This window comes from Mesorhizobium sp. M1066, assembly GCF_040318635.1.
Lineage (GTDB): Bacteria > Pseudomonadota > Alphaproteobacteria > Rhizobiales > Rhizobiaceae > Mesorhizobium.
Window position 1 is genome coordinate 1 of the sequence record NZ_JAMYMR010000012.1, and the last position, 25,985, is coordinate 25,985.

Genomic DNA, 25,985 nt, shown 5'->3' on the forward strand with positions numbered 1-25,985 from the left:
CCTTGCCCAGCATGAAGGTTGAATCAGATTTGCACGCCTAAGGGAATCCCAAGCCGATTCAGTCTCATTTCATCCCGCTCTAGTCCGTTGCTGGCACCACATTGCCGAGCCTCATCGGCCTGGCAACTGACCGATCATGTTGCAATCGACCGTGGGGCCGGAACGCTCGGTGTACGCGGCGTAGATTACCTGATCCATGTTCATGGAGATTTCACGAACCAGCTTTCGACGGACCGCGGTGACGAACATTGCGGCATCGGTGACGCCGATTGCAAATGCGTCCGGTCCGCCGATGACGCAGCGCTCGAAATAGGATTGCAGCCTGGAGGGGTCGTACCGCGCAAACCCGTCGGCCTCGCCAATGCGGGGTAGTGCGATAGGCAGCCCGTTGATCGTCACACCTTCCGCGAGAAGAAATTGCCGGATGGGCTCAATGAGTGCTCCGGCATTGTTCGGTCCGTCGCCGGATACGTCAATAACACGGCGCGGGCTGCGCAAGCCGCTCTTCGCGAACAGTCCATTCGCGGCCTGCAACGCGCCGGAAATCGACGTTCCCCGGCCTTCAGTCAACGACAGAGCAGCGAGCCTGTCCGCCAAAGTCAGAGCATCCTCGCGGCTTTCGACAATTGTCCACGGCACGATGACGGTTTGCTGACTTGGCCCCGCCCACTCCAGATAGAGCAATGCGATTCTTCCCAGTTCTCCCGCCTTGATTGCCATCGCGACATCCGCGTGGCGGAAAGCATCAACATAGCCGTCGCGCTGCACTTTTTGCTCAATTCTGCTCATCGACGGCGAGACGTCCACGGCAAGGATCAATTGCAAATCGACTTCGGCCAGGCCGCGCGCGGGACGGTCCGTCGAGTGAGCCTGTGGCGCTGTCGCGAAGAACAGGGTGAGCAGGAAGGCGCCCGTTAGCCGCAGCACTGGTCTTGCACCCATGCTTCCAATCCGTACTAAGCAGTCCATAGCGAACCTCTCTCACCGACAATGGAATGTGGAATTGTCGGTCCGGGGCATTTGCCAAGTCACGAACGGCTTACGATCATTCGCCGAAATCAGAGCTCCCCGCACGGGCTGGATGATGATTAGTCTTCGCAGCGCGAAACCGTGCTAGTATGGACTGCGGCTTCGTGCTTGAGGGGAACCGGCTTGAATAGCTCGCCGCCCACAACGTTCGTACTCAACGGCGTCACCGCCGACGTGAGCAGGGAGACCTTGCGCGACCAGTTCAACAGGACAATCGCAGTTCGCCACCAGACCTTCGCGGTACTTCGCCACCTTCTGGAGAACGCTGATCGCGTCATCACCAAGGATGAGCTGATGAAGGCGGTCTGGAACGGGCTAGCCGTCACCGATGACAGCCTGGTCCAATGCATTCACGAGATCCGTGCGGCGCTCAACGACAGTCGCCAGGCCGTCGTGCAGACAGTGCCGAGGCGCGGTTACAGGTTGGTCCTTCCCTCAAATGCCCGACCAAGAATGATTACAATTCTGGCGGCAGAATTGGCCGCCGAGGTCCGGCCGGCAGGCAAGGATGAGCGGAGCATTGCTGCACCTACCCCGGCCTATAGGCAGGTCCTTGATCGGCTGCTGATAGAACATGCCGGTCGTGTCTTTGCGAGCGTCGATGAGACAGTCCTTGCGGAGTTTGCTGGCCCCGTCGAGGCGTTGCGGTGTGCGAACGAGATCCAGTATGAGGTCGATAGACGGAACTGCGGGGTTCCCGAGACAAAGCGGCTGCGCTTCCGCATCGGCGTTGACCTCGGTTACGTCGTCGCCGAGGGCGAGCACCTCAGGGGCGAGGCCGTCGAGGTCGCAGCTCATCTTCAAGCCTTGTCACGCCCCGGCGGGATTTGCATCACGGAAGCGGTCCGCTCCCAGGCTCAGGACCACCTCTCGCTGGAATTCATCGATCTCGGCGAGCACAAACTGAAGGATGTCGCCCGTGCCTTGCGCATCTACCGCGTATGTCTTGCGTCCGAGGAACCGGTCAGATTGCCATTTCGCGGTCTCGATGCCTTCGAATTCGAAGATGCCGATCTATTCTTTGGCCGAGCGCGGGCGATTGCCGCCTGCACTGCCAGACTGGAGCAGCAGACAGCAAGCGGCACGGCATTCCTGCTCATCTACGGAATGAGCGGTTGTGGCAAGTCTTCCCTCCTGCGCGCTGGCCTGCTGCCGTCATTGACGCGACCTGGAGCCGTGGCAGGCATATCCTTGTGGCGCCGCTGCCTGATCCGCCTCTCCGAAGGACCCGATGCATTCGCTGTGTTGGCTGCGGCGCTGCTTCACGGCGCCGCTGTGCCGGAGCTGTCCTCAGAAGCAACAGCCGCGGAGTTTGCTCGACTCTGCAGGAGCACGCCGGATCGAGCCCTGGCGATGGTCCGACAGGCACTTCGCAAGGCCGCCGGGCCGGCCCGCTCGCAGATCAGACTGCTTGTGGTCATCGATCAACTAGAGGAGCTGTTCACGACGGAGAAGCAGCCGGCGATGCGCGAAGCCCTTGTGCGGTTCATGGCGGTGCTGGCCGCGAGCGGACTGGTGTGGGTGATAGCGGCGATCCGTTCGGATTTTTTTCACCGCTGCGGTGAGGTCCAAGGTTTCTCAGCGCTCAAGGACGGCCTCGCCAGCTACGAACTTCTGCCACCAACCGGCCCAGAGATCGCGCAGATGATCCGCGAACCTGCGGTCGTGGCCGGGCTCCGCTTCGAGGAGAGTGCCGAGTTGGGGCGGCTCGATGACGTGCTGCAGGCGGCAGCAACTGCCGACCCCGGATCATTGCCGCTTCTCGAGTTTGTCCTCGACGCGTTGTACCAAGCCAGTGGCGACCGACGCGTTCTCACCTTTGCGCACTATCGTGCGCTTGGCGGGCTCGAAGGCGCAATCGCGCGCCGCGCCGACGAAGTCCTGGACTTGCTGCCGCCCGGGATCCAGGAGGCCTTGCCCGCGGTGCTGCGCGCCCTCACCACGGCGAACCTGGGCGATGAAACGGTCACGGCACGTGCGGCCCTGTATACCGAAGTCGCGGGCACTCCCGCGCGATCGGCCCTCGTCAGGGCATTAATCGACGCCCGGCTCCTCGTCAGCGACGAGGACGCCGCAGGGCATGTCTTCGTTCGTCTTGCGCATGAGGCACTGTTGAGCCGTTGGCCGCGTGCCGGTGACATTGTGAATACAAACCGCAACTTCCTCGCGACGCGCGAACGCCTGAGGGCTGACGCCCACCGATGGCACCTGGAAAGCAGGAACCGAGAGCTTCTGCTTCCGTCCGGCAAACGTCTGGCGGAGGGAGAAGAGTTGATGCTGTCAAGGCGGGAGGAGGTCGACGATGCCGTCCTTGAATACATCGAGGAGTCCTTGCGTGCCCATCGGCAGAAGGAGGAGAAGGACCGTCACGCAGAGCTGGCGCTGATCGAGGCCGCCGAAGAGGCAAAACGCGAGCGCCTGGAGCGCGAGGCCGAGCGCCGGAGCCTCGCGGCTGCCGCAGCAAACCGGCTTGCCCGACGGACACGGAACGCCGCTATCGTGGCAATAATGCTCGCTCTTATGGCGGGTGCAGGCGCACTGGTCGCGTTCAAAGCGCGGGAGGAAGCAAGAGACCAGCGCGATCAGGCGCTGCGCAATCAGTTCCTTTCGCTCTCGTTCCTCTCGGAGCGGTCCGCCGCGGCAGGCAACACCGAGGCTGCGATCCGGTTGGCGCTTGAGGCGCTACCCTCGAAAGAGCAACCCGAGCGGCCATATCTCTTCGAGGCGGAGGCAGCTCTCTTCAAGGCGCTGCTGGCGCACCGGCAGATCAAAATCCTCCGCCCTGGCGCCGGTGTGGCGCATGCGGCATTCAATCCTACAGGTGATCGCATCGTCACCACATCCTATGACAGGACTGCAGCAGTCTGGGACATCTCCAGCGGTGCCGAAACTGCAATTCTAAAAGGTCATGAAGGGGCCGTGGAGAGGGCCGAATTCAGCCCCGACGGGAGCCGTATCCTGACGGCCGCGAGGGACGGCACGGCACGTCTCTGGGACGCCGCCTCGGGAGAGCAGCTCTACATCCTGCGGCCGGTAGGCAATTACCCGACGGCAATCTTCAGCCCGGATGGCACCCGGGTGCTGACGGCGGGAGAGAACAGCGATGCAACGCTCTGGGATGCTCGGACCGGAAAGAAAGTCCTAGGTGTGAGCAGCGACGCATATACGCGTGCTGCTTTCAGTTCAGACGGCCGCAGCTTCGCGACGGCAGGCAAGCATTTTATTTCCATCTGGAATACCGTAGACGGCGTGCTGACGCGGTCGATCCGAGTGACCTCCTGGCCCTACACCTTGGCGTTCAGCCCAGACGGAAGCCGGATGGTGGCCGGCCCGTGGGGTTGGCATTCACACCGCGACACTTCCAGCCTTTTCGATTTGTCGAAACGAACGGAGATCGCAAAGTTGGCCGGCAGCAAGAGCGACACGCAATTGAACGGCGTGATTTTCAGCCACGGGGGTCAGCAGATCGCCACCATATCACTGGATGGCACTGCCCGGATTTGGGATGGAGCGTTGGGAACGCCGGATGATGTGCTCGGCCAGGAGGTTTCAGGGTTGAAACCTGACATCGACACAGATGAACGCGATTTGGAGATGAACGGTGCTTTCACCCCGGACGACCGCTTCCTTGCGACCGCCTCGATCAATGGGCCGATCCGCGTCTGGGACGTTGAACGCGCCTCGTTGGTCACGACCATCGCCGGTCATGAATCCTTGGTTGAGCATCTGGAATTCAGCCCGGTCGACAGCAACATTCTTCTCACTGCTTCACACGATGGCACCGCTCGGCTGTGGGATGTCGACGGTGCCCTGACGACGGCGCTCTCACATGAATATCGCCCGACTTTCGCGGTCTTCAGTCCCGACAACGTCCACCTGCTGACCGGCGGCGGCGACAGCGCAGCGCACCTGTGGGATGTCGTGAGCCGGCGCGAGATAAGCCGCCTCGACACGCACGAGATCATTCAAAGCGCCTCGTTCAGCCCAGATGGGAGGCGCGTCGCCACGGCGTCTCTTGAGGGCGTGGTCCGAATTTTTAACGTGGCCACGGGACACGAGACCGCCCAGTTCCGATCAGATGCCGGACTGATCAAGATCCAGTTTAGTCGCGATGGCAAATCGCTTGTTTGCGCATGGATCAACGGCACCGCCCAACTGTGGGACGCGACGACCGGAGCCGAACTGGCTGTCATCCATACAAGCATCAATCTGCCGCAAGCCATTCTTAGCCCTGACGGACGTCGGATCCTCTCGGCCAGGGAAGACAATGTGGGACACCTCCTCACGACGAGCGGAGCCGAACTACGTGCTCTTGTCGGGCATCAGGATCGCATCACGGCAGGGGCCTTCAACCCTGACGGTCAACTCGTCGCCACGGGCTCACTTGACCACACGGCCCGAATTTGGTCGACCACCGAGGGGACAAGCGTTAGAAGGCTGGAGGGACATACCGGCGCGGTGACGGTAGTCGCCTTCAGTCCCGACAGCCAGTCGCTGCTGACTGCTTCACGCGATGGAACCGCCCGGATCTGGAGCGTCGCAGGCGGTCCGGAAAGGGTTCTCAGGGGCCACAGCGGCGGCCTGGACAGCGCCGAGTTCAGCCCCAATGGCTTGTATGTCGTGACCGCGTCGACCGAAGATCGAACGGTGCGGTTGTGGGCGGCGCAATCGGGGCGCCAGATTGCCGTCCTTGGGAGCCAGGACGAAGCAACCTTTCGACCGGGCTTTACACGCGCAGCTTTCAGTTCCGACGGCACCCATGTCGCGATTGTTTCCGGCGAACAAAGAGTCAGCATCGTTCGCGTCTTCCAGACACCCGACGAGCTTATTGAATTCGCCCGGCGTACCGTCCCTAGCGAACTGACCCCTTGCGAGCGGCGAAGCTTCTTCCTTCCTGAAGTCCCTGCAAACGGCACCTGTCCGGGCTGAGGCGACAACGGTCAGACTTTGTGGCCTTCTGGGGCCGCCAGTCCGGCCCCAAACGTTACGACCGAGTGAATCAATCTGGATCCGGACGGCGTGGCGCATAAGCTTGGGATTTGGCTTGCCCGTCGGATTGGCTCGGGTCCGACCACGATCATAGCGTTCACTTGTGATGTCTGCTTTTGGAAAGCGACGGAGGCGACCTTGAAGGCTGCAACGAGGCGCGAACCTTTGCCAATTGTCGCCGCAGCTTTGACCCTGTCGCTTACCTCATTTCAAGCCGCTGCCCGGCCCTGGACCGCTTTTAATGCGCGCCACCAGGAACGGCGTGGCTCCGCTGACGTTCTCCCGGTGGCAAGGTGAGATTTTCAGTGAACAGGCATTTTTCGCGGACGAATGTCGAACAAGGCGGTCACACGGATGACAACGGGTTTGCGATAGAGCAGGGCGGCCCGCCATCATCAGCAATTGCGGCAGCGCTGGCCGGCGGCCTGGAAACCAGTCCTGACAAGCACATCGTCCACATAGCTGCCTCGGAACGCAGTGCCGAAGAGATCGCCGTGGCTTTGCGTCAGTTCCTGCCCCTCAGGGATATCACCTTCCTGCCCTCCTGGGATTGCCTCCCCTACGATAGGGTGTGGCCAACACGCGCAAATATGGGGCGGAGGCTTTGTGCGCTCCGTGAGATTGCAACGAGGCCCGATCGTGCGCGCATCGCTGTAATGTCGATCGAAGCCAGTCTGCAGCGCGTGCCGCCTCCTCGGGCCGTCGCTGGCGGTTTCACTGTTCTGGAGGTGGGGCAAAAGGTCGACCGGGACGATTTCAGAACCAAGTCCGAAGCAATCGGCTATGTCGTCGACGAGCGGGTTGACGAACCGGGTGAGATAGCTTTTCGCGGCGAGCTCATGGATATCTTTCCCGCCGGCGACGATGGACCCGTTCGTATCGTCGTCGGTTCGGACGGCTGCGTCCGCGAAGTCAAGACTTACGATCCCACCAGCCAGCTCAGCGAACAGATGCGTCGCTCGATCACCATCGGACCGGCATCCGAGCTGATTTTTGAAGCCGGGGACCATCTCGAGTTGGCAGCCATGCGCGCGGCCTCGATCGAAGAACGGCTCGTCGCGTTGTATGGCGGCATGCCATCGGTCTTCGATGCAACATCCAGCGCCTCGATCTCCTTCCTTGAAGGACTCGACGGTACGCCGCTCGATCGAATTTTGGATCTGATCGAGGATGCACGTCGTGCCAGGCAGGAGTTTGCCGGGCCGGCAAAACCCTTGCCGATGCAATTTTACCTATCGCGTGACGAGTGGGATGCTGCCGTGCGTGGCCGCCGTATGAGACTTGCCGCTTCTGCCTCTCGAGTTCCAAAATTCTTTCACCGAACTCGGCCCGGGCATGAGTTCGCGGAATTCGTGACAGCGCAAGCGAGCGCCGGGGTCACCGTGGCGTTCACCGGCGATGTCTCTGAACTGCAGCGAGCAGATCGCCTGCTCCACAGAAAGCTAGGCCGGCGGGCTGAGCAAGCGTCGGACTGGCCGCAAATCCTTTCGGCAGCGAAAGGCTCTCTTCTGAAGGCTGAATTCGTGCTCGACGAAGGGTTTGTCGATGCGCAATCCGGCATCGCGGTGGTGACCGCAACGGACCTATTTGGTCCCGCCTTGAACGTGGACGTCAGCGTGGCCACGACTATGTTCGAACCCGAGTTGCGCATTGGCGATGTCGTCGTTCATGAAGATCATGGCTTGGGCGTGCTCGCGGCAGTCGAACAGGTCGATCTGGCCGGCCAGCAACAGGATGTCGTCAGGCTGGAATATCATGGCGGGGCTTCCTTGCTGGTTCCGGTCGATGAGTTTGGGCGGATATGGCGCTACGGCTCGGAGCCAGATGCAGTACCGCTCGATCGTCTTAGCGGCGAAGGCTGGCGCAAGCGACGCGAAGCTGCATTGCACGAGATCGACAGGCTGGCCAAGCGCCTGGTGGACCTTGCCAAAGTCAGGTCCAGCCAGCCTGCCGAGATCATAAAGCCCTCCCGCGCCGACTTGGCCCGATTTGCAGCAAAATTTCCCTATACCGAGACTCGGGACCAGGCCGCAGCCATCCGCGCCGTACTCGACGACCTGTCGTCGAGCAAAACAATGAACAGGCTGGTCTGCGGCGACGTCGGCTTCGGCAAGACAGAGGTGGCCCTGCGCGCATGTGCCGCCGCCGCCCTCTGCGGGAAACAGGTTGCGGTCATAGCGCCGACAACGGTGTTGGCACGCCAGCACTACGAGACGTTCAGCCGACGTTTCACAGGAACGGGCCTACAGGTCGCCCACCTTTCAAGAATGGTCGGGGCAGCGGAAACAAGAGCGACGAAAGAGGGCCTGCAGAGTGGGCAGATTGCGGTCGCGGTGGGTACTCAAGCGCTGGCGGCCAAGAGCGTCAACTTTGCCAATCTTGGGCTGCTGGTGATCGACGAGGAGCACCGGTTTGGTGCCAGGTTTAAGCACGCCCTTCGAACCATCGCGCCCCGCCTTCACACGTTGAGCATGAGCGCCACGCCGATACCCCGGACGCTCCAATCGGCGTTGTCGGGCATCCAGGATGTCAGCGTTGTAAACTCTCCGCCCACCAAAAGGCGTCCGGTCCGCACGATCCTGGCAGTGTTCGATCCAGCATCGGTGCGCGCCGCCCTTTTGCGTGAATTCCACAGGGGCGGACAGAGCTTCTTCGTAGTCCCGCGCATCGAGGACATCGCCCCGGTCTTCGAGCAGCTCAACAGACTAGTGCCGGAACTCGGAGTTAAGACGGCGCATGGCGAAATGAAAGGCAGACAGCTGGACGAAGTCATGGTCGGGTTCGCCGACGGGGATGGCGACGTCTTGTTGAGCACCGACATTATCGAGAGCGGGCTCGATGTGCCGCAGGCCAACACCATCATTGTGTGGCGAGCGGATCGGTTCGGTCTTGCACAGTTGCACCAGCTTCGTGGACGGGTCGGTAGACGAGCAGTGCAGGCCATCGCATTTCTTCTGACCGAGCCTGGCGTTGAACTGGCCGACAGCACCAGGGCTCGGCTATCGACGATGCTTGCGCTCGATCGGCTCGGCTCCGGCCTTGCTATAAGTCAAAGGGACCTCGACCTTCGCGGTGCAGGAGATCTCTTCGGCGAAGATCAGGCCGGACATATGAAGCTGATCGGAACGAGCCTTTACGAGCACTGGCTTGAACGGGCGGTCTCAAGGGCTCGAGGAGGGGCCGATCCCGACTGGCAACTTGCCGACATCAATGGCCCAGGAAAAGGGGCTTTTCCCGAAAGCTATGTCAACGAGCCTACTGTGCGTGTCGGCCTTTATGCGCGGCTATCGCGTATGCGTTCGGAATCGAGCCTCGATGGATTCAGCGAAGAGCTTGAGGATCGCTTTGGAGACATGCTTGGCGAAGTAGCGGGTTTGCTCGAATTTACCAGGTTGCGAATAGCAGCATCGGAACTGGGCGTCAGCAAAGTCGATGTGGGTCCCAAAGCCATTGCGATCACCCTGCGAAAAAAGCCGGTGGCGTCCCAATGGCGCAATAAAAAGGCATTGGGCTTGGAGTACCGAAACGGCCGACTGATTTTCAGGCCGATCCAGCCACGCGTCTCAGCCATCGATGCCGTTCGCTCTGCGCTAGATGCGATACGCGCAGCCCAGCCAAAGGACGAGATCTGACGAGCCTTTAGTCTCAACCGGCGGCGGCACGACAATGCGACCAGCTTCATATCACCTCGGCCAGTCGCGGCAGCTTGGCTCGGACGATGGCAGCGGGTTGTATGGCTCAGCTGGGGATCGTTGCCGGCCCGCGCCAATTTTCATTTCGGCGGCACGGCGATCTCCCTGAACAGGTCAGCCAAGGTGTCCAGAGCTTGACGCATGCCAATGCCCGCAGCCGCCGCCTCATGTCCGCTGATGATCATCTGCGGTTTTAGCGCAGCCAATTGCTTCACAGATCTTCCGCCGCGTTCAGTCCGGCGTGAAGTAGCGCGGCGGACCGTGCATCTCGAGATCCTGAACGGCGACTTCGTAGGCCGACTGCTGACCCGTGGTGATGAACGCATCCCCCCACGATCAACGAGCGGTCTTCCTCGCGCCAGAGCGAGACATGCCCGGGAGCATGTCCGGGTGTGTGCAGCCATCGCCATCCAGGCATTTGCCGGAAGCGACCCGTCGGCCGGCAAGATTTGCAACCTGCTGCCAAGATCGATCGGCCCACGTGGAAAGCGCGGCGAAAGCAGTGCCATCAGTCCACCTCCCACCCAAGGATCCGGTGGCGAATAGAACTTGGTTCAGTTAAGAAAGGGGCGCTCGAGTGATGCGCGTAGACAGGTATAATGTATCTGCAAGGTCCAGGACCGTGCCCACATGGTCGAAAGTGCGTCAAGATGATCGCGGCAGGCCGCGCGCCGGGTCCTGAATCGCCTTTCCGCAGCCGCAACGAAGCTGCTTCGGGACATGGCAACCCCGTGTCAATCAGCACCCGGTTCCGATCTCGCTGCCTGGAGCGCCGAAGAACACGAAGTTCAAAATTGATAGCCGCAGATAGGCCAAATCGGGTGCGATGCTCCACCACCGTCGCCACGATCCTCTCGCCTGGCGTGGTCGATCTCGGAAAGTCGAATTTGAACAGTCATACGATCCCGTGCCTCTGTTGATTTGTACGGTACAGAGAACCCGGTCGATTGTTCGACGGGGTGAATATCGCCCCAAAGTTGGTTCGGCGCACTTTGTTCCTGCTCGCCATCTTGCCACGCGGCCGGGGCAACCGACCACCGGAACAAACGTTGGAACAACCGGTTCGGCGGCCGAGAATGGGAGGCAGCTTACCCGAGCGGATGCAGTTTTGCGCCACGGGGGGCGCCTTTCCGAACAAGGTCGAGGTCGCAGCGTCCGCCGATGGGACATTTCGAACTGACCGGAGTGCGGCACACGGACGGGCACGAAGTGGGACCTTCGGTTACGGGAGCGTCGCGCTTCGCCAGTTTTTGCGGGCGGCAAATGGCGATGCACGAAGTTCCGCGATCGCGGTGAGCAGCAATTTGAGGTGATTTGACATTAAGCTTCTTTGGTTGCGCACGGGAGAAGCCCATGGCCGTAGGCTATAGTGAGCAGCCGGAAAAATGATCGCGGTTTTAGAAAATCGGGATCGATTGTTACAGGCGATTTTGGTCAAGTGGCACTCGTCTTAAACGCTACTGTTGCTCTGCGCTCGATCGAGGATCTGGAGCGGAACTCCCCTGTCCACGGCAAAGTGTCAAAAAACGGTCGCGCACGACAGTCACGCAAGTGGAAAGCCGCATGACAAGGCGCCTCATTCAGCCCGCTATCCGCTCGCCTTGGCCATTGAAGAGATGAACGTTCTCAAGGTCTGGCGCCAGCCAGATGGATTGGCCGGGGACCACCTTCACTCGTTCGCGCAACAGTGCGCTCAGCGTGTTGTCGCCGGCTTCGGCAACGATCAGGGTTTCCGAGCCGGTGGGCTCGACCGCTTCGACCACGGCCGGCACGCCGCTGTCGGAGAGCCTGAGATGTTCGGGCCGGATGCCCCAAGCAAGCGCGCTTTCGCTCTTTTCCAACACCGGTGATGGAAACACGGTGCCGTCACTGGCCTTGAAGCCGGCTGACGTGGCCCGGCCTTGCAGGATGTTCATTGACGGCGAGCCGATGAACTGGGCAACGAACAGATTGGCCGGCCGGTCGTAGAGATCGAGCGGGGCGCCGACCTGTTCGACGATGCCGCCATTCATGACGACGATCTTGTCGGCCAAGGTCATGGCTTCGACCTGGTCGTGCGTGACATAGATGATGGTGGTTCCCAGCCGCTGGTGCAGCGCCTTGATCTCGGTGCGCATCTGCACCCGCAGCTTGGCGTCGAGGTTGGAGAGCGGTTCGTCGAACAGGAAGACTTTTGGGTCGCGCACGATGGCGCGGCCCATGGCAACGCGCTGACGCTGGCCGCCGGAAAGCTGGCGCGGATAACGCTCGAGCAGGTCCTGGAGTCCGAGGATCGTCGCGGCGCGCATGATCTTAGCGTCGATCTCGTGCCTGTCGGCCTTCTTGAGGATCAGCGCGAAAGCCATGTTCTCACGCACCGTCATGTGCGGGTAGAGCGCATAGTTCTGGAACACCATGGCGATGTCGCGCGATTTTGGCGCGATGTCGTTGATGACCTTGCCTTCGAATGCGATCTCGCCCGCCGTGATGTCCTCCAAGCCGGCGATCATTCTCAGCAAAGTGGACTTGCCGCAACCGGAAGGGCCGACCAGGATGACGAATTCGCCCGAGGCGATGTCCACCGACACGCCATGGATGACCTGCGCCTTGCCATAGGCTTTCTCAACGCCTGATATGGTGACCGCACTCATTCTGTTGCTCCGTTTGTTTTGCGACGAGTGGCACCGTCAGAAAGACACCTTGTCGCCGCCCTTGAGCTGCAGCATCTGCCGCGCGTCGTCAGGGGTGGCCACGGAGGCGCCGAGCCCCTCGATGATCTGTCTCACCTTGCGCACCTGCTCGGCGTTGGATTTCGCCAATTGGCCCTTGCCAATCCACAGCGAGTCCTCCAGCCCGACACGCACATTGCCGCCGAGCGCGATGGCCTGGGTGGCGATCGGCAGCTGGCTGCGCCCGGCGCCCAGCACCGACCAGTGATAGTCGTTGCCGAACAGGCGATCGGCGGTGCGCTTCATATGCGCGACATCCTCGGGATGAGTGCCGATGCCGCCGAGGATGCCGAACACGCTCTGGACGAAGAACGGCGCCTTGACCAGGCCGCGCTCGACGAAATGCGCGAGCGTGTAGAGATGGCCGATGTCGTAACACTCGATTTCAAAGCGCGTGCCGTTTCGCGCACAGGTGCGCAGGATGTGTTCGATGTCGCCAAAGGTGTTGCGGAAGACCCGGTCGCGCGACCCTTCGAGATAAAGCCGTTCCCAATCATGCTTGAATGTCTTGAAGCGCTCCAGCATCGGATAGAGGCCGAAATTCATCGAGCCCATGTTGAGCGAGGCGACTTCCAGCGCAAAGGTCGCCGCCGGCTTGACCCGCTCCTCGACGCTCATGGTTGCCGCGCCGCCGGTGGTGATGTTGATCACACAGTCCGAGCGCTGCTTGACCACCTGCAGGAAGGGCGCAAAGGCCTCGGTCGATTGATCCGGCCGGCCGTCGGCGGGGTTGCGCGCATGCAGATGGACGATGGCAGCACCTGCCTCGGCCGCGCCGATCGCGGCGTCGGCGATCTCTTGCGCGCTCACCGGCAGATGCGGCGACATCGACGGCGTGTGGATCGAGCCGGTAACCGCGCAGGTGATGATGATCTTGTTCTGGTTGGCCACTTGAAGGGATCCTCGTCTATTTTGACCGCGGCTTATTTGACCGCGCCTTGGGTGATGCCCGAGATGAACTGCTTCGACAGCATGATGTAGAGCAGGGTGATCGGCAGCGCCGCCAACGTCAGCCCGGTGAACAGCACGCCCCAGTCGGTGGTGAACTCGCCGACGAAGACGGTGAGGCCCTGCGGCAGCGTCTTGAGCTCATCCGAAGTGATCAGCACCAGCGGGAAGAAGAAATCGTTCCAGATCGGAACTGCGTTCTGGATCGCGACGATGACCAGGGCCGGGCGCGCCAGCGGCAACATGATCGAGCGCATGATGCGAAATTCGCTGGCGCCGTCCATGCGCGCCGACTCTTCCAGTTCGCGCGGCAAGGTCCGGAGAAAGCCGGTCATGATGAACACGGCCGAAGGAATGCCCATGGCGACATAGACCAGCACCAGGCCGGCATAGCTGTCGACCAGGCCCAGTGAATCCAGCTGGATGAACAGCGGGATGATCGCCAGTTTCAGCGGCACCGTCATGCCGCTGAGGAAAAACATCAGCACCAGCGCGCTCAGCCTGAACTGGTAGCGGGCAATCGCATAGGCGGCCATGGTGCTGAACAGAAGGATCAGGGCGACGGCAGCCATGGTGATGCCGACGGAATTGGCGAGGTAGCGGACGAAGTTCGTTTCGTTCCACACCCGCTCGGCATTGGTCAGCGAAAAGCTCGACGGCAAGGCAAAGGGGGAGCTGAATATCTCGGCATTGGTCTTGAAGGACGACATCACCATGACGAACAGCGGATAGATCATGATGACGGCGTTGATCGCCAGCATCAGCTGGATGGCGCCGTTTTTCAACAACTCGCCTGGTTCCCTGGTGCCGACGGTTGCGCTCACAGTTCAATCTCTCGACGGCGCAGGTAGCGAAGCGCGATTGCAGTGACGCCGGCAACGATGATGAACATCATCACGGCCAGTGCGCTGCCCTGGCCGAAATCCTGGATGCCTGTCGTCGTCGAACCGAAGGCGGTGCGGTAGAAATACAGGCCGAGCACGTCTGTCGCGCCGCCGGGCGAACCGGTGAGGCCAGCCATGACATAGGGGATTTCGAACCAGTTGAAGCTGCCGATGAAGGTCAGGATGGTGACGATGGTGACGCTTGGCGCAATCAGCGGCCAGATGATCTTGGTCATCAGCACATAGTCGCCGGCGCCATCGAGGCGGGCGGCTTCTATCACGTCTTTGCTGACGCGCTGCATGCCGGCCAGCAGCACCAAGGTCGGGAAGCCGAGCCAGTGCCAGATGTTGGCGAACAGGATACTGCCGAGTGCTGTGTGTTCGTTGCCGAGCCACGGGATGGCGCCGATGCCGACAAGTGCCAGCGTCTGGTTCACCAGACCGAACAGCGGATGCAGGAACAGCTTCCACAAGAAGCCGACGATGACCGCCGACAGCACGACCGGGAGAAAGACGATGACCTGGTGGATGCGGTGGCCGGGGAGTGCCTTCAGCAAGGCATAGGCGAGCAGGAAGGCGGTGCCGTTCTCGAACACCATCAGCGACAGGAAGGCGATGATGTTGTGCTTCAGCGCATTGTAGGTCCAGTCGCTATAAGGCTGTTCGAACAGCACCTTGCGGAAGTTTTCGAAGCCGATGAATCCGGTCGGCTGCAAGCCGTTGAATTCGTAGAAGGCAAGGCGAAAGGCCGACAGCAGTGGCCAGAGCACGAACAGCGCCATGACCACCAGTGCCGGGGTCAGCAGAGATGCGATCCAGAGCGACCGGCGCCACGGAAAGGCTTTTGTGGTGTGGCGCAGGCCGATGTCCATGTCACTTGCCCTGGAAAGGCTTGTACCATTTGGCGAGGCCGTCGGTCAGGTCGGCGGCCAGCTGGTCCGGGGTGATCGAACCCGACATCATCTTGGTGATTTCGCCCTGCAGCAGCTCCGATCCCGTCGGCTTCTCGAAACGGAAGTAGACGACATTGATATGCGGCATGGCTGTTTCGTTCAACTTGGCGACGTGGGCGAGCAACTCGTCCTTGATGACGACGCCCTTAATCGGCGAGATGTTGCCGAGGAGCGCAGAGAACTTGTCGCCGAACTCCTTGGTGCCCATCCAATTGACCAGCTTCAGCGCGGCCTCCTTGTTGGCCGACTTGGCGTTGACGGCATAACCGCCGTCGAAGAACTTGGTCACCTGCGGCACGTTGCCAGCCTTGGCCATTGGCGGCGCGACGAAGTCCATGTTGATGGCCGGGTTCTGCGTCCGGTAGCTGGCGATGTCGAAGCTGCCGCCGGCCAGCATCGCCGCCTTGCCGCTGATGAACAGCTGGCCGGCGGTGTCGTAGTCGATGCCTTCGAAACCGGGAGGCATGTAGTCGCGCAATTCGAGCAGCTTGCCGAGGGCCGCGACATAGCGCGGGTCCTTGAAGGTGGTTTTGCCCGATGTCAGGTCGCCGACAAAGTCCTGGCCGAGGAACGGGTTCGTGAAGATGGCCACGAACATCTCGTTGAACCAGCTGGTGCCCATGCCGTTGGCCAAGGGATAAATGCCTTTTTCCTTCAGCGCCTTGCTGACAGTTATGAACTCATCCCATGTGGCCGGCGGGGTCAGCCCGGCTTTTGCAAAGACTTCCTTGTTGATGAACAGGCCGAGCGTCTGCGAGGCGAAGGGCAGGGAATAGACCTTCTTGTCGGCGCGGTAGGTGCCGGCCACCAGCGCATCGGCGGGCTGGTTGGCGAGTGAAGGCACCGTGGTCAGATCCTGCGGCTCGAAATAGCCGGCCTTCACGAACTGCTCCAGCCAGCCATAGGCGTGGGTGTGGATGACGTCGCCGCCCTTGCCGGCGGCGAGCGCTGTCGAGACGATGGTCGGATAGTTCTCGTCCGGGAAGGACTCGAACTTCACATGAATGTCCGGGTTGGCCTTGGTGAAATCGGCGAAAAGTTCATTGTAGGCAGCCTTGTCTTCCTGGCGCCAGGTCCAGAACGAGATGTCGGTGGCATGCGCCACGCTGGCCGCCATTCCCCATGCGAAAGACGCGGCCGCGAGGGCCAGCCCAATCCTTCTCCTGCTCATGTTGCAATCTCCCAATGCGCTTGATGCGCTTTTTACGACCATTATCAAATCATAGTTCTTGCCGTCTGGAAAGATAGTTTGTAAAGTTTCCTAACTAACAGGGATTTGGACGCGGCAACCCGCTTCGTCCGGCGTGCGTGGTGGATATCGGTGACCCAGAAAATCATTGCAGGCGTGGATATAGGCGGCACCAAGACGCGTATCATGGCGTGCCGCGGCGAGCGTACGATCGCCGACGAGGTGCTGGTGACGGAGGCCTGGCGCATCCGCCGGATGGAGACCGATGCCGAGACGCTGGCTGGGATTGTGGACAGATTGTGCGGCGGCGTTGCGCCCGCTGCGCTCGCCGTAGGCGCGCATGGCTGCGACACGGGCGAACAATGCCTTCGCTTCCAGGCGCTGTTGGCCAGCAGGACCGGCGGTATGGTGCAGGTGGTCAACGATGCCGAACTGATGGTACCCGCTGCTGGCTACATCAATGGCATCGGCGTGGTCTCCGGCACAGGCTCCATCGCGGTGGCACGCACGGCCGATGGCAAGATGCTGGCGGCCGGCGGCTGGGGCTGGATCCTTGGCGACGAGGGCAGCGCGCCGGCCTTGGTGCGCGAAGCCGCGAAGGCGATCCGCCACAGCCTCGACCGGGGCCAGGATGGCGACCCGCTGATTGCTGCGCTGATGCGCGAACTCGATACCGACGACCAGACCAAGATTGGCATTCTGCTCAACGAAACGCGTGGTGCGACGGTCTGGGGCCGTTATGCCAATGCGGTGTTCGATGCGGCGATCGTCGGCTCGGCTCTCGCCATCCGCGTTATCAGGGAAGGTGGGGCAGGGTTGGCCGCATTGGTCGAACTCTTGATCGAACGCGGCGCCAATCCAGCCCTTGTCGTAGCTGGTGGTGGCGTCATCTCGGAGCAGCCGATGCTGATGACGGCATTCGTCGAGGCCATGGCAAAGGTGTCGCCGTCGAGCCAGGTGCTGCTGCTGCGCGAGCCGCCGGTGCTTGGCGCGGTCGCTTTGGCCCGGCGGCTGCTCGTCGGCCAAGGGCTGTCCTCGCAAACTGGAGTCGTTTGAATGATGAAGCGTATCGGCTATCGCCCGGCGGTGGCGCGCCAGACGGAAAGTCTCGAAATCGGCAGGCGGTCGGTGGCCGCGTCGCTGGACAACCTGGATATCAGCGCTTTTGCCGGCAAGACAATTGGGCTTGCCGGCATCGGCGCCAGTTACCAGGCGGCGCTAGCCGGTGCATTCTACCTCCGCGCCTCCGGCATCAAGGCTTTTGCCTATACGCCAACCGATCTTTACGGCCGCACGGATGCGGCTGCAGATGCCTTCATCGCACTTTCCGCCTCCGGGCAGAGCCGCGAGATTTTCGATGTCATGCGGGAGGCACCGGGCTCGCCGCGCCTGGCGGTCTGCCGTGGCAGCGACAATCCGCTGGCTCATCTCACCGGCGCGGTGCTGGCGACGGATTCGGGTGCCGACAATGGGGCCAGTTCGACCGGCTATACCGGGACCTTGCTGGCGCTCGGCATGTTGATCGACAAGCTCGCCGGCAATAGCTTCGACTGGGCGCGTTTGCCCAGCGCGGTCGCGACTGTTGTATCTGGTGCTCAAAGCGCTGCCGGGCAGGCGGCCGGGCTGCTGCAGGGCAGAACATCCATCGACATCGTGGGCGCCGGTGTCGGCTTCGTCAATGCCGGCGAGGCGGCGATGCTGATCCGCGAGGCGGTTCGGGTGCCGGCCTCGGGCTGGGACACGCTGAACTACCTGCACGGGCCGATGGAATCGCAGGATGCGGCAACAGGACTGATCGCCATCGGCGATGGCCGCGAGGTGAAAATCGCGCAGGATGTTGCGGGCTTCGGCTGCCCCTCCGTGCTGGTGACGCGGCGCAGCGATGTCGCTGTAGCCGACAGGCTGGTGCTGATCTCGATTCCGGCGCTCGGCAACGCCATCGCCGATGCCATACTGGAAATCGTCGCCATCCAACTCATAGTCGGCGACATGCAGGACGCGGCCGACCTCACCGACATTACGTTCCGCTACCGCCAGACCGATACCAAGCTGAAGCCGTGGTTGGCGACCGAAGTCTGACGCCGCTGTCCGATCGTGGAAATTGCCAAACCGCCTGGCAATGGGGCATTGAGGACGGGATGCGGCTTTTCGAGTCGGGGCGGCGATTGCGCTTTTACCGACTGGAGACAGGATTTCAGGCAAAAGGTCGAAGGGCTGAGATGGCGGCTGCGGAAATCCCCAATCTGACCGACAGCGCCCGCGCCGTGCTGCGTGTGCTCGCCGCACAGGGGCCGGTGACGCGGCCGAAGCTCGGCGCCATACTCGACCTGTCGAAGCCGACCATGTCGGCGGCGGTATCGGAGCTGAGCGCCCTCGGTCTCGTTGCCTCGCGAGGACTGGAGCGTGGCGCCATTGGCCGCACTGCGACGATCTATGGCATCGGCCCGGGTGCGGGCTACGCGATGGGCATCGATATCGGCGCCGCTCAGGTGCGCGCCGTCGCCTATTCAATGGATGCTGAGAAGCTGGCGTCGGTGGAAGAGCCGATACCGGAGCCGATGGCCGGCAATGCCGACGAGGTCGGCGCCGTGGTGCTGTCGGTGGCGCGTGCGACCATGGCCAGGGTGGCCAAGAGTTTTCGTGCGCTGCGCGCCATTGCGGTGGCGGTGCCGCGCATCGTCTCCAACGATCGTTTCGACCGGCCCGGCGGGCCGTCAGCCGTGCTTGGCCTGCTGCGGCGCAGTGTCAAAGTGCCGATCATCCTGGAAAACAACGTCAATTGCGCGGCCATCGGCGAGATGCACTTTGGCGCCGCGCAAGGCCACCAGACCTTCGCCTTTCTGCAGGTTGGCGTGCGGGTTGGCCTCGGCTTCATTACCGAGGGGCGTTTGTTTCGCGGAGCCGGCGGTGCTGCCGGCGAAATCGGCCGCATGCCGTTTCCGTGGTCGGCCAGCGAGACGCCCTATCGTGAAGGGCTCGAACATTATCTCGGCTCGCGGGCGCTCGTCGAGCGCTGTCGTGTAGACTGGCCCCCCGGGGAAGGCGCGCCGCCCGACTCGGCCAAAGATCTGTTCGCGCGCGCGCTTGAGGGCTCACCGCCAGCGGAAGTGGCCGTCGCGCGCCATGCCGCCGATATTGGCAGGTTGGCGGCCGGCTGCATCGGCATGCTCGATCCCGGGCTGATCGTGCTTGGCGGCGGTGTCGGCAGAAACCCGCTGATGACGGAAAACGTCGAACGCGTAGCAGCAGAGCTTGCATGGTCAACACCTATCGCTGTCAGTTCCTTGGGGGATGACGGGACCGCGCTCGGTGCCGTGAAGCTGGCGATCGATTACACTCTCGGGCTGATGCTGCGCGAAGGGCGTCACCCGGCTGTGGTGCTGCCCCCAGCGTCAAACGTGGAGCGTTAGAGGTGGTGTTGTGGAGCACAGTATCTCGTCGTCGCTGAGCAGTGCCTGCGCTCACCTTGCCAAAGAAACGCCTGATGGACGAGAACGACCGGGTCATATGGATTTCGCTCATTGCGGTGTTCGGGAACGTTCGGAGCAGGGATTCAGGTGGTTTGGGCCGACCGCGAGGCCCAGAACTTGCCCCAGACCAATAGTCGCCCTCGACCTCCTGGTTGAGATGCGGCGTCAGGCTCGTTTCAGACGATCAAGAGGTCGGCTTCGAGATTATGGTCGAAACTGATCTGCTCGAGGCTCGAAACTGCATCAGGATTGATTGGGGCCGCTTGGGCCTCTGGTCCTGAGGCAACGCCTATTTCATCATATCAGGCTGCGGAAGCGTCAATGTGGCGCTCGCGATGCCGAGGAGATATTGCTTACCAGCGTTGATGCACATGGGGCTTGATGTCCTGGTCGTAGACGTCCCGGATCTTGCCCATGAGTTCATCGGACAGCGGCGGGATGTCCGCGGCTTCGGCGTTGGAACGGGCCTGTGTGGGATTGCGGGCGCCCGGAATGACGACGCTCACCGCGTCGAACATCAGGATCCAGCGGAGCGCGAATTTCGCCATCGTCGTGTCGCCGGAAACCAGCGGCCGGATGTGCTCGACCGCAGCCAGGCCCACCTCATAAGGCACGCCCGAAAACGTCTCGCCGACATCGAAGGCCTCGCCATTGCGGTTGAACAGGCGATGGTCGGTGGTCTCGAATTTGGTGTCGGCCTTGAACTTGCCCGATAGCAGGCCGCTGGCCAGCGGCACACGGGCAATGATGGCCACGTCGTTCTTCTTCGCCTGGTCGAAGAACAATTCCGCCGGCCGCTGGCGGAAGGCGTTGAAGATGATCTGCACGCTGACGACGCCAGGATATTGCATCGCCTTCAGCGCCTCTTCGACGCGCTCGACGCTGACACCATAATTGCGGATCTTGCCTTGCTCGACGAGCCGGTCGAGGCGCTCGAAGACCTCTGGATGATAGTAGAGGTCGGTCAGGGGGCAATGCAGTTGCACGAGGTCGAGCGTGTCGGCCTCGAGATATTTGAGGCTGCGGTCGACCCAGTCAGCCAGGTTCTTCTGGCTGAAGCCCTCGACCGTTTGTGACGGCAGCCGCTTCCCGGCCTTGGTGGCGATAAACGGCCGCTCGCCGCCCCGTTCCTTCATCACCCTGGCGATCAGCTTCTCCGAGCGGCCGTCGCCGTAGACGTCCGCAGTGTCGATGAAGGTGACGCCGGCGTCGAGGGCGGCATGCAAAGCGGCCACCGCGTCGTCGTCATTGACCTCGCCCCAGGCGGCGCCGATCGCCCATGAGCCAAAACCGACTTCGCTGACTGATCTGCCGGTGCGGCCGAATTTCCGTGATTGCATCTTGCTGTTCCTGACTGCGGCTTGCCGGCGCTTCCGGCTCTGCGAATTCTGATTTTCGGGGAGCCTCTTATCGGATGGCAATGCGATTGACATCCCCGTTCGTAAGATTTACCAGATTACAGGGTTGTATGACAACCCGGTAAGACTGCAATCTTTTGGAGTCGGGAGGATCTCAAATTGAAAACCGTTCTTAAACTGGGCGCAGCCCTGTGCCTCGGCGCGCTTGCTCATCCGGCGTTCGCTGAAGACAACATTGTCAAGATCGGCGTCGTCGCGGCGGAATCGGGCTCGTTCGTGTCCGCCGGGCATACCTTGCCGGCGGGCGTCGGCCTTGCCGTCAAGCAGATCAACGATGCCGGCGGCTTCAAGGTCGGCGGCAAGACCTACAAGCTCGAAATGGTCAAGCGCGACGACCGCACCGACATCGCGACCGCTATCGCCGCCACCCAGGAGCTGGTGCGCGACGTCAAGGTGCAGGCGATCTTCGGCTCCGAAACGCATGACTTCACCCTGGCAATGGCCAAGATCACCCAGCCGGCCAAGATCATCCATTTCGCCGGCAATTCGACGCTGGCGAAAATCTTGACGCCGGACTCGGTCAAGCCCGGCGGCGAGGATCACTATCTCTTCCAGTCCGAACCGCAGGAATTCCAGCGCTCCGGCTCGACCGCGCGTGGCGTGCTGACTCTGCTCGAACCGCTGCTCGGCTTCAAGCCGAAGAAGTCGGTGATGATCGTCGGCAATGACGCCACCGGCCAGTTCCTGTCGTCCTACTATTTCAAGGCGCTGAAGGCCGAGGGCCAGGACGTTCCCGACATCATCTTCTACCCGCCTGACACGACCGACTTCTCGCCCTTCCTGACTCGGGCCAAGAGCCTCAATCCGGATGTCATCCACTTCTGGTACAATGGCGATTCAACGCTGACGGCGCTGCCGCAGGCTGTCGAACTGGGCGCGGCCAAGAGCTACTTCCTGTTCGGTGTCGACCCCGGCATCTGGAAGGAAAAGCAGTTGTCCGCCGATGTGCCGGTGGCGATGAGCTGCGTTCCTGTCTGCTGGGGCGAATCGTCCAACCCGAAGTCCAAGGCCTATTTCGACGCCTACTTCGCCGCCGGCGCGCCACACGGCGTGACCTCTTCGGTGTCGCTGCTCTACCACGACTATGTCCACTTCCTCGTCGAAGCCTGGCAGAAGGCCGACAGCTTCGATCCGGACAAGACGGTGGACGCGCTGCTCAGCCTGCACCATCAGGGCGTGGTTTCGGATGATTTGACCTTCAATCCGACGCATCAGGTCACCCATGCCACCGAGGTCTGCGCGGCGGCACCCGGCGGCGCCATCTCCTGCGCCATGCAGCAGCCGCCGGCCGAAGCGCCGAAGAGCTGATCCATCATCCCTGAGTTGGCGGCGTCATCCGCCGCCACTCCTTGTTCTTGCAGACAGGTCTCGATCGCCGTGGATATTTTCATCCAGCAAATCCTCAACGGCCTTTCCATCGCCAGCGTCATCACGCTCATCGCCATCGGCGTGACCCTGATCTTCGGCCTGACCGGCATCATCAACTTCGCCCATGGCGAATTCCTGATGATCGGCGGCATCGTTACCTGGCTTGCCGTCAGCGCCGGCCTAGGTTTCCCCTTGGCGGTGGTGCTGGCCATCCTCGCGGTCGGCCTGATGGGCTACATCCTCGAGCGCTGTCTGTTCCGCTTCACGCTGGAGCGGCCGACCAATGGCTTCATCGTGTCGCTCGGCCTCATCGTCGTGCTGCAGCATGTCGTCGTGCTGTTCTGGAACCCCAACCAGAAGAGCATTCCGCGTCCGCTGACCACGGTCTGGGAGGTCGGCGGCGTGCGCATCGCCTCGGTGCGCGTCATGGTCATCCTGATCACCATCGTCGTGGTGGCGCTGAGCTTCCGCATGATCACGGCAAGCCGCTATGGCCGCGCGCTGCGCGCCAGCGTCGAGGACCGCGATACGGCGGCGCTGATGGGCATTCCGGTGCGCCGCTACATCACCGGCGTGTTCGTGCTCGGCAGCGCGCTGGCCGGCCTCGGCGGCGCGCTGTTGATTGCGCTGTTTCCGATCACGCCGTTCACCGGCGGTACCATGGTGATGAAGGGCTTTGCCGTGGCGCTGATCGGCGGGCTCGGCAACATCTATGGCGCCGTCGCCGCCGGTCTCATCCTCGGCATCGTCGAAGGCTTCAGCGCCGGCTACGGCTTCTCGCAATGGACCGACGCCAACTCCTTCGTGCTGATGATCCTGGTGCTGATCGTGCGCCCGCACGGCCTGTTCGGCGGCACCAGCGGACCCCGGATGGCGTCATGAGCATCGCTCCGAAGGCGTTGCGCTCGCTGCTTCCCGTGCTGGTCATCCTGGCGCTGATCGCTGCCGTGCCGTTGTTCTCGCCCAGCAACCGCTTCCTGTCGCTGGCGATCTCGGCCGGCATCAACGTCATCGCGCTTTACGGCCTGTCGGTGCTGTTCGGCCAGACCGGCATATTGTCGATGGGCCATGCCGCACTTGTCGGCGTCGGCGCCTACGCGGCAGCGATCCTCGCGCGGGATTTTGGCGTCGGCTTCTGGGCTGCACTGCCGGCGGCAGCCGTTGCGAGCGCAATATTCGCCATGATCGTCGGCATTCCCTCGTTGCGCGTCGGCGGCCATCACTTCGTCATCATGACCTTCGCCTTCGGGCAGCTGCTTGCCATCGTGCTCACCAATGGCGGCGACTATACCGGTGCCGCGACCGGGCTTGACTTAACCGGCCACGTCACTCTGTTCGGCGCCGACATGACCGACCTCACCCGCTACTATCTGATGGTGGTTGCCTTCGTGACCGCAGCGGCGGTGGCGAGCTGGGCGATCATCCACTCCTCCTATGGCCGCACCCTGCGCGCCGTCCGGGAGAACGAAAAGCTGGCAGCGTCGCTCGGCATCAATGTCGGCCGGCACAAGATCGGCGCCTTCGTCGTCAGCGGCGTCTTTGCCGGCATTTCCGGCGTGCTGCTCGCCTATTTCCTCGGCCACATCTCGCCCTCGCAATTTTCCTCCTTCCCCAGCATCTATCTGGCGCTGATGGTGATGATCGGCGGCGCCAGGCGGATCGAGGGACCGCTCGCCGGCGGCATTCTCGTCGCCTTCCTGCCGGAGGTGCTCAACCTCGACCCGGTCCAGTCGCGCATTGTCTATGGCGTCTGCCTGATCGCGGTGATCATGCTGTTGCCCGACGGGTTGATCGGCGGCATCGTCCGAGCGCTCCGCGCGGCATTTTCGGGCAAGCCGAAACAGGAGACGGAAGAGCGCGACGCAGCGGAGGCGCGGCAATGAGCCCGATCCTGGCGATCAGCGGCCTCAGCAAACAGTTCGGTGGCGTCACTGCACTGGCACGCGTCGACCTCGCCATCGAAGAGGGCGAAATTCTCGGTGTCGTCGGTCCGAACGGCTCGGGCAAGACGACCCTGTTCAACGTCGTCACTGGCGTCCACAGACCGAGCGGCGGCAGCGTGGCGTTTCGCGGACAAGACATCACCGGTCTCAAACCGCATGCCATATCGCGGGCCGGCATCGGCTACACCTTCCAGCAGGCCATGGCCTTTGCCGGACTTGGTGTGCTGGAGAATGTCCAGATCGCCGGCGAGCATGCACGGGCAGGGGATACTGCCAATCCATGGCCGACACCGCAGGCGCTGCTCGACTTCGTGGGCTTGGGCGCGCTCGGCGGCGAAAAAGCTGCCGTGCTGCCCTTCGGCAGCCTGCGCCTGCTCGGCCTCGCGCTGGCGCTCGCCACGCGTCCGTCGCTGCTCTTGCTCGACGAGCCCGCCGCCGGCCTCAACGACCGCGAAACTACGGCCCTGGTCGGGCTTGTCCGCCAGCTTCCCGGGCAGGGGATCACTGTTTGCGTCATCGATCACGACATGAAGCTGATGCAGATGTTGTGCCGGCGCCTTGCCGTGCTCGATTTCGGTTCCAAGATCGCCGACGGGCCGACCGAAGCCGTGCTTGCCGACCCCAAGGTGCTGGACGTCTATCTCGGAGGCGAACTGTGAGCCTGCTTGCCGTCTCCGAAGTGGTCACCGGCTATGGCCCGACCATCGTCAATCGCGGCGTGTCGCTGACGCTGGAAAAAGGCGAGATCGTCACCATCCTCGGCCCCAACGGCGCCGGCAAGTCGACGCTGCTGAAAGCCATCGCCGGCTTGATCCGGCCACGCGCCGGCGGCATCACTTTCGACGACATCGATGTCACCGGGCTTGCCGCCGATGTCATGGCCAGGCGCGGCGTGGTGCTGGTGCCGGAGGGCCGCAAGATCTTCGTCGACATGACCGTCGAGGAGAATTTGCGCCTTGGCGCCTATGCGCGCCGCGACGAGGCCGCCGTCGAAGCCGATTTCGAGACCATGCTGGCCTTCTTTCCGATCCTGGCCACCAAGCGGCGCGACCGGGGCGGCTCGCTGAGCGGCGGCCAGCAGCAGATGCTGGCCATCGCGCGCGGGCTGATGACGCGGCCCAGGGTGCTGTTGCTGGATGAACCGTCGCTCGGCCTGTCGCCGCTCCTGGTCAAAGAGATCAAGGCGATCATCCTCGATATCGGCGCGCGCTTCGGCGCTTCCGTGCTGCTGGTCGAGCAGAATGCGGGCCTTGCACTCGCCGTCGCCTCGCGCGGCTATCTCATGCAGAACGGCCGCATTGTCGTCTCCGGGCCGATCGCTGAATTGCGCGACATGTCGCTGATGCGCGAACTCTATCTCGGCGGGGTCGCCGGATGAATCCTTCAGTCGTGTC

18 protein-coding genes are annotated in these 25,985 nt (G+C 62.2%); 10 read left to right on the forward strand and 8 right to left on the reverse strand.

Going from position 1 to position 25,985, the window contains the following annotated elements; translation table 11 throughout:
- Positions 1-111 precede the first annotated feature (111 nt).
- On the reverse strand, positions 112-942 hold the full coding sequence (locus NKH52_RS17305) for a DUF1194 domain-containing protein (RefSeq protein WP_352731862.1): 831 nt from the start codon (positions 940-942) through the stop codon (positions 112-114).
- 210 nt (positions 943-1,152) lie between these two features.
- On the opposite strand from NKH52_RS17305, the gene NKH52_RS17310 reads away from it, so the two are divergent.
- Entirely contained in the window at positions 1,153-5,958 is a 4,806-nt protein-coding gene (locus tag NKH52_RS17310; RefSeq protein WP_352731859.1) for an nSTAND1 domain-containing NTPase, read from the forward strand.
- Positions 5,959-6,323: 365 nt separating this feature from the next.
- Positions 6,324-9,650 (forward strand): DEAD/DEAH box helicase, encoded by a 3,327-nt coding sequence (locus NKH52_RS17315; RefSeq protein WP_352731856.1) that lies wholly within the window; start codon positions 6,324-6,326, stop codon positions 9,648-9,650.
- Positions 9,651-9,790: 140 nt separating this feature from the next.
- On the opposite strand, the gene NKH52_RS17320 is transcribed toward NKH52_RS17315, so the two are convergent.
- The 6 genes from NKH52_RS17320 to NKH52_RS17345 form a co-directional block, all read right to left on the reverse strand.
- Entirely contained in the window at positions 9,791-9,925 is a 135-nt protein-coding gene (locus NKH52_RS17320; protein WP_352731853.1) for a hypothetical protein, read from the reverse strand.
- A gap of 1,365 nt (positions 9,926-11,290) precedes the next feature.
- Entirely contained in the window at positions 11,291-12,340 is a 1,050-nt protein-coding gene (locus NKH52_RS17325) for an ABC transporter ATP-binding protein (RefSeq protein WP_352731850.1), read from the reverse strand.
- 36 nt (positions 12,341-12,376) lie between these two features.
- Positions 12,377-13,309 carry a 3,5-dioxohexanoate:acetyl-CoA acetone transferase gene (gene kce / locus NKH52_RS17330; RefSeq protein ID WP_352731847.1) on the reverse strand — a complete coding sequence of 311 codons (933 nt, stop codon included), beginning with the start codon at positions 13,307-13,309 and terminating at the stop codon, positions 12,377-12,379.
- A gap of 32 nt (positions 13,310-13,341) precedes the next feature.
- A complete protein-coding gene (locus NKH52_RS17335) occupies positions 13,342-14,190 on the reverse strand; it encodes a carbohydrate ABC transporter permease (RefSeq protein WP_352731844.1) in 849 nt (282 codons plus the stop codon).
- Positions 14,187-15,122, reverse strand: coding sequence for a carbohydrate ABC transporter permease (locus tag NKH52_RS17340; protein ID WP_352731841.1), 936 nt, complete (start codon positions 15,120-15,122; stop codon positions 14,187-14,189). The genes NKH52_RS17335 and NKH52_RS17340 overlap by 4 nt, the downstream gene beginning before the upstream one ends.
- Before the next feature lies 1 nt (position 15,123).
- Complete coding sequence (locus tag NKH52_RS17345; RefSeq protein WP_352731838.1) at positions 15,124-16,374, reverse strand: sugar ABC transporter substrate-binding protein; 1,251 nt, start codon at positions 16,372-16,374, stop codon at positions 15,124-15,126.
- A gap of 150 nt (positions 16,375-16,524) precedes the next feature.
- On the opposite strand from NKH52_RS17345, the gene NKH52_RS17350 reads away from it, so the two are divergent.
- The 3 genes from NKH52_RS17350 (at position 16,525) to NKH52_RS17360 (ending at position 19,802) form a co-directional block, all read left to right on the forward strand.
- Positions 16,525-17,448 carry a BadF/BadG/BcrA/BcrD ATPase family protein gene (locus tag NKH52_RS17350; RefSeq protein WP_352731835.1) on the forward strand — a complete coding sequence of 308 codons (924 nt, stop codon included), beginning with the start codon at positions 16,525-16,527 and terminating at the stop codon, positions 17,446-17,448.
- A complete protein-coding gene (locus NKH52_RS17355; protein WP_352731832.1) occupies positions 17,449-18,471 on the forward strand; it encodes an SIS domain-containing protein in 1,023 nt (340 codons plus the stop codon).
- A 140-nt stretch (positions 18,472-18,611) separates the two neighbouring features.
- Positions 18,612-19,802 (forward strand): ROK family transcriptional regulator, encoded by a 1,191-nt coding sequence (locus tag NKH52_RS17360; protein WP_352731829.1) that lies wholly within the window; start codon positions 18,612-18,614, stop codon positions 19,800-19,802.
- A 413-nt stretch (positions 19,803-20,215) separates the two neighbouring features.
- On the opposite strand, the gene NKH52_RS17365 is transcribed toward NKH52_RS17360, so the two are convergent.
- A complete protein-coding gene (locus tag NKH52_RS17365) occupies positions 20,216-21,202 on the reverse strand; it encodes an aldo/keto reductase (RefSeq protein WP_352731826.1) in 987 nt (328 codons plus the stop codon).
- Between the two features lie 177 nt (positions 21,203-21,379).
- Here NKH52_RS17365 and NKH52_RS17370 point away from each other — a divergent pair, with 177 nt between their 5' ends.
- The 5 genes from NKH52_RS17370 to NKH52_RS17390 all read left to right on the forward strand — a co-directional run bounded on the left by NKH52_RS17370 (position 21,380) and on the right by NKH52_RS17390 (position 25,969).
- Positions 21,380-22,588, forward strand: a complete 1,209-nt coding sequence (locus NKH52_RS17370) for an ABC transporter substrate-binding protein (RefSeq protein ID WP_352731823.1) — start codon at positions 21,380-21,382, stop codon at positions 22,586-22,588.
- Between the two features lie 69 nt (positions 22,589-22,657).
- Positions 22,658-23,530: a branched-chain amino acid ABC transporter permease gene (locus NKH52_RS17375; protein ID WP_352731820.1), complete on the forward strand. Its 873-nt coding sequence runs from the start codon at positions 22,658-22,660 to the stop codon at positions 23,528-23,530.
- Positions 23,527-24,531, forward strand: coding sequence for a branched-chain amino acid ABC transporter permease (locus NKH52_RS17380; protein ID WP_352731817.1), 1,005 nt, complete (start codon positions 23,527-23,529; stop codon positions 24,529-24,531). The genes NKH52_RS17375 and NKH52_RS17380 overlap by 4 nt, the downstream gene beginning before the upstream one ends.
- A complete protein-coding gene (locus tag NKH52_RS17385) occupies positions 24,528-25,250 on the forward strand; it encodes an ABC transporter ATP-binding protein (RefSeq protein ID WP_352731814.1) in 723 nt (240 codons plus the stop codon). Before NKH52_RS17380 ends, NKH52_RS17385 begins: the two co-directional genes overlap by 4 nt.
- Entirely contained in the window at positions 25,247-25,969 is a 723-nt protein-coding gene (locus tag NKH52_RS17390) for an ABC transporter ATP-binding protein (RefSeq protein WP_352731811.1), read from the forward strand. The genes NKH52_RS17385 and NKH52_RS17390 overlap by 4 nt, the downstream gene beginning before the upstream one ends.
- The last annotated feature ends 16 nt before the right edge of the window (positions 25,970-25,985 follow it).

Coding starts and splice junctions, on each gene's coding strand:
- NKH52_RS17305 (WP_352731862.1), bottom strand. CDS start 942: ATGGGTGCAAGACCAGTGCTGCGGCTAACGGGCGCCTTCCTGCTCACC.
- NKH52_RS17325 (WP_352731850.1), bottom strand. CDS start 12,340: ATGAGTGCGGTCACCATATCAGGCGTTGAGAAAGCCTATGGCAAGGCG.
- NKH52_RS17340 (WP_352731841.1), bottom strand. CDS start 15,122: ATGGACATCGGCCTGCGCCACACCACAAAAGCCTTTCCGTGGCGCCGG.
- NKH52_RS17345 (WP_352731838.1), bottom strand. CDS start 16,374: ATGAGCAGGAGAAGGATTGGGCTGGCCCTCGCGGCCGCGTCTTTCGCA.
- NKH52_RS17355 (WP_352731832.1), top strand. CDS start 17,449: ATGATGAAGCGTATCGGCTATCGCCCGGCGGTGGCGCGCCAGACGGAA.
- NKH52_RS17360 (WP_352731829.1), top strand. CDS start 18,612: ATGGCGGCTGCGGAAATCCCCAATCTGACCGACAGCGCCCGCGCCGTG.
- NKH52_RS17365 (WP_352731826.1), bottom strand. CDS start 21,202: ATGCAATCACGGAAATTCGGCCGCACCGGCAGATCAGTCAGCGAAGTC.
- NKH52_RS17380 (WP_352731817.1), top strand. CDS start 23,527: ATGAGCATCGCTCCGAAGGCGTTGCGCTCGCTGCTTCCCGTGCTGGTC.
- NKH52_RS17385 (WP_352731814.1), top strand. CDS start 24,528: ATGAGCCCGATCCTGGCGATCAGCGGCCTCAGCAAACAGTTCGGTGGC.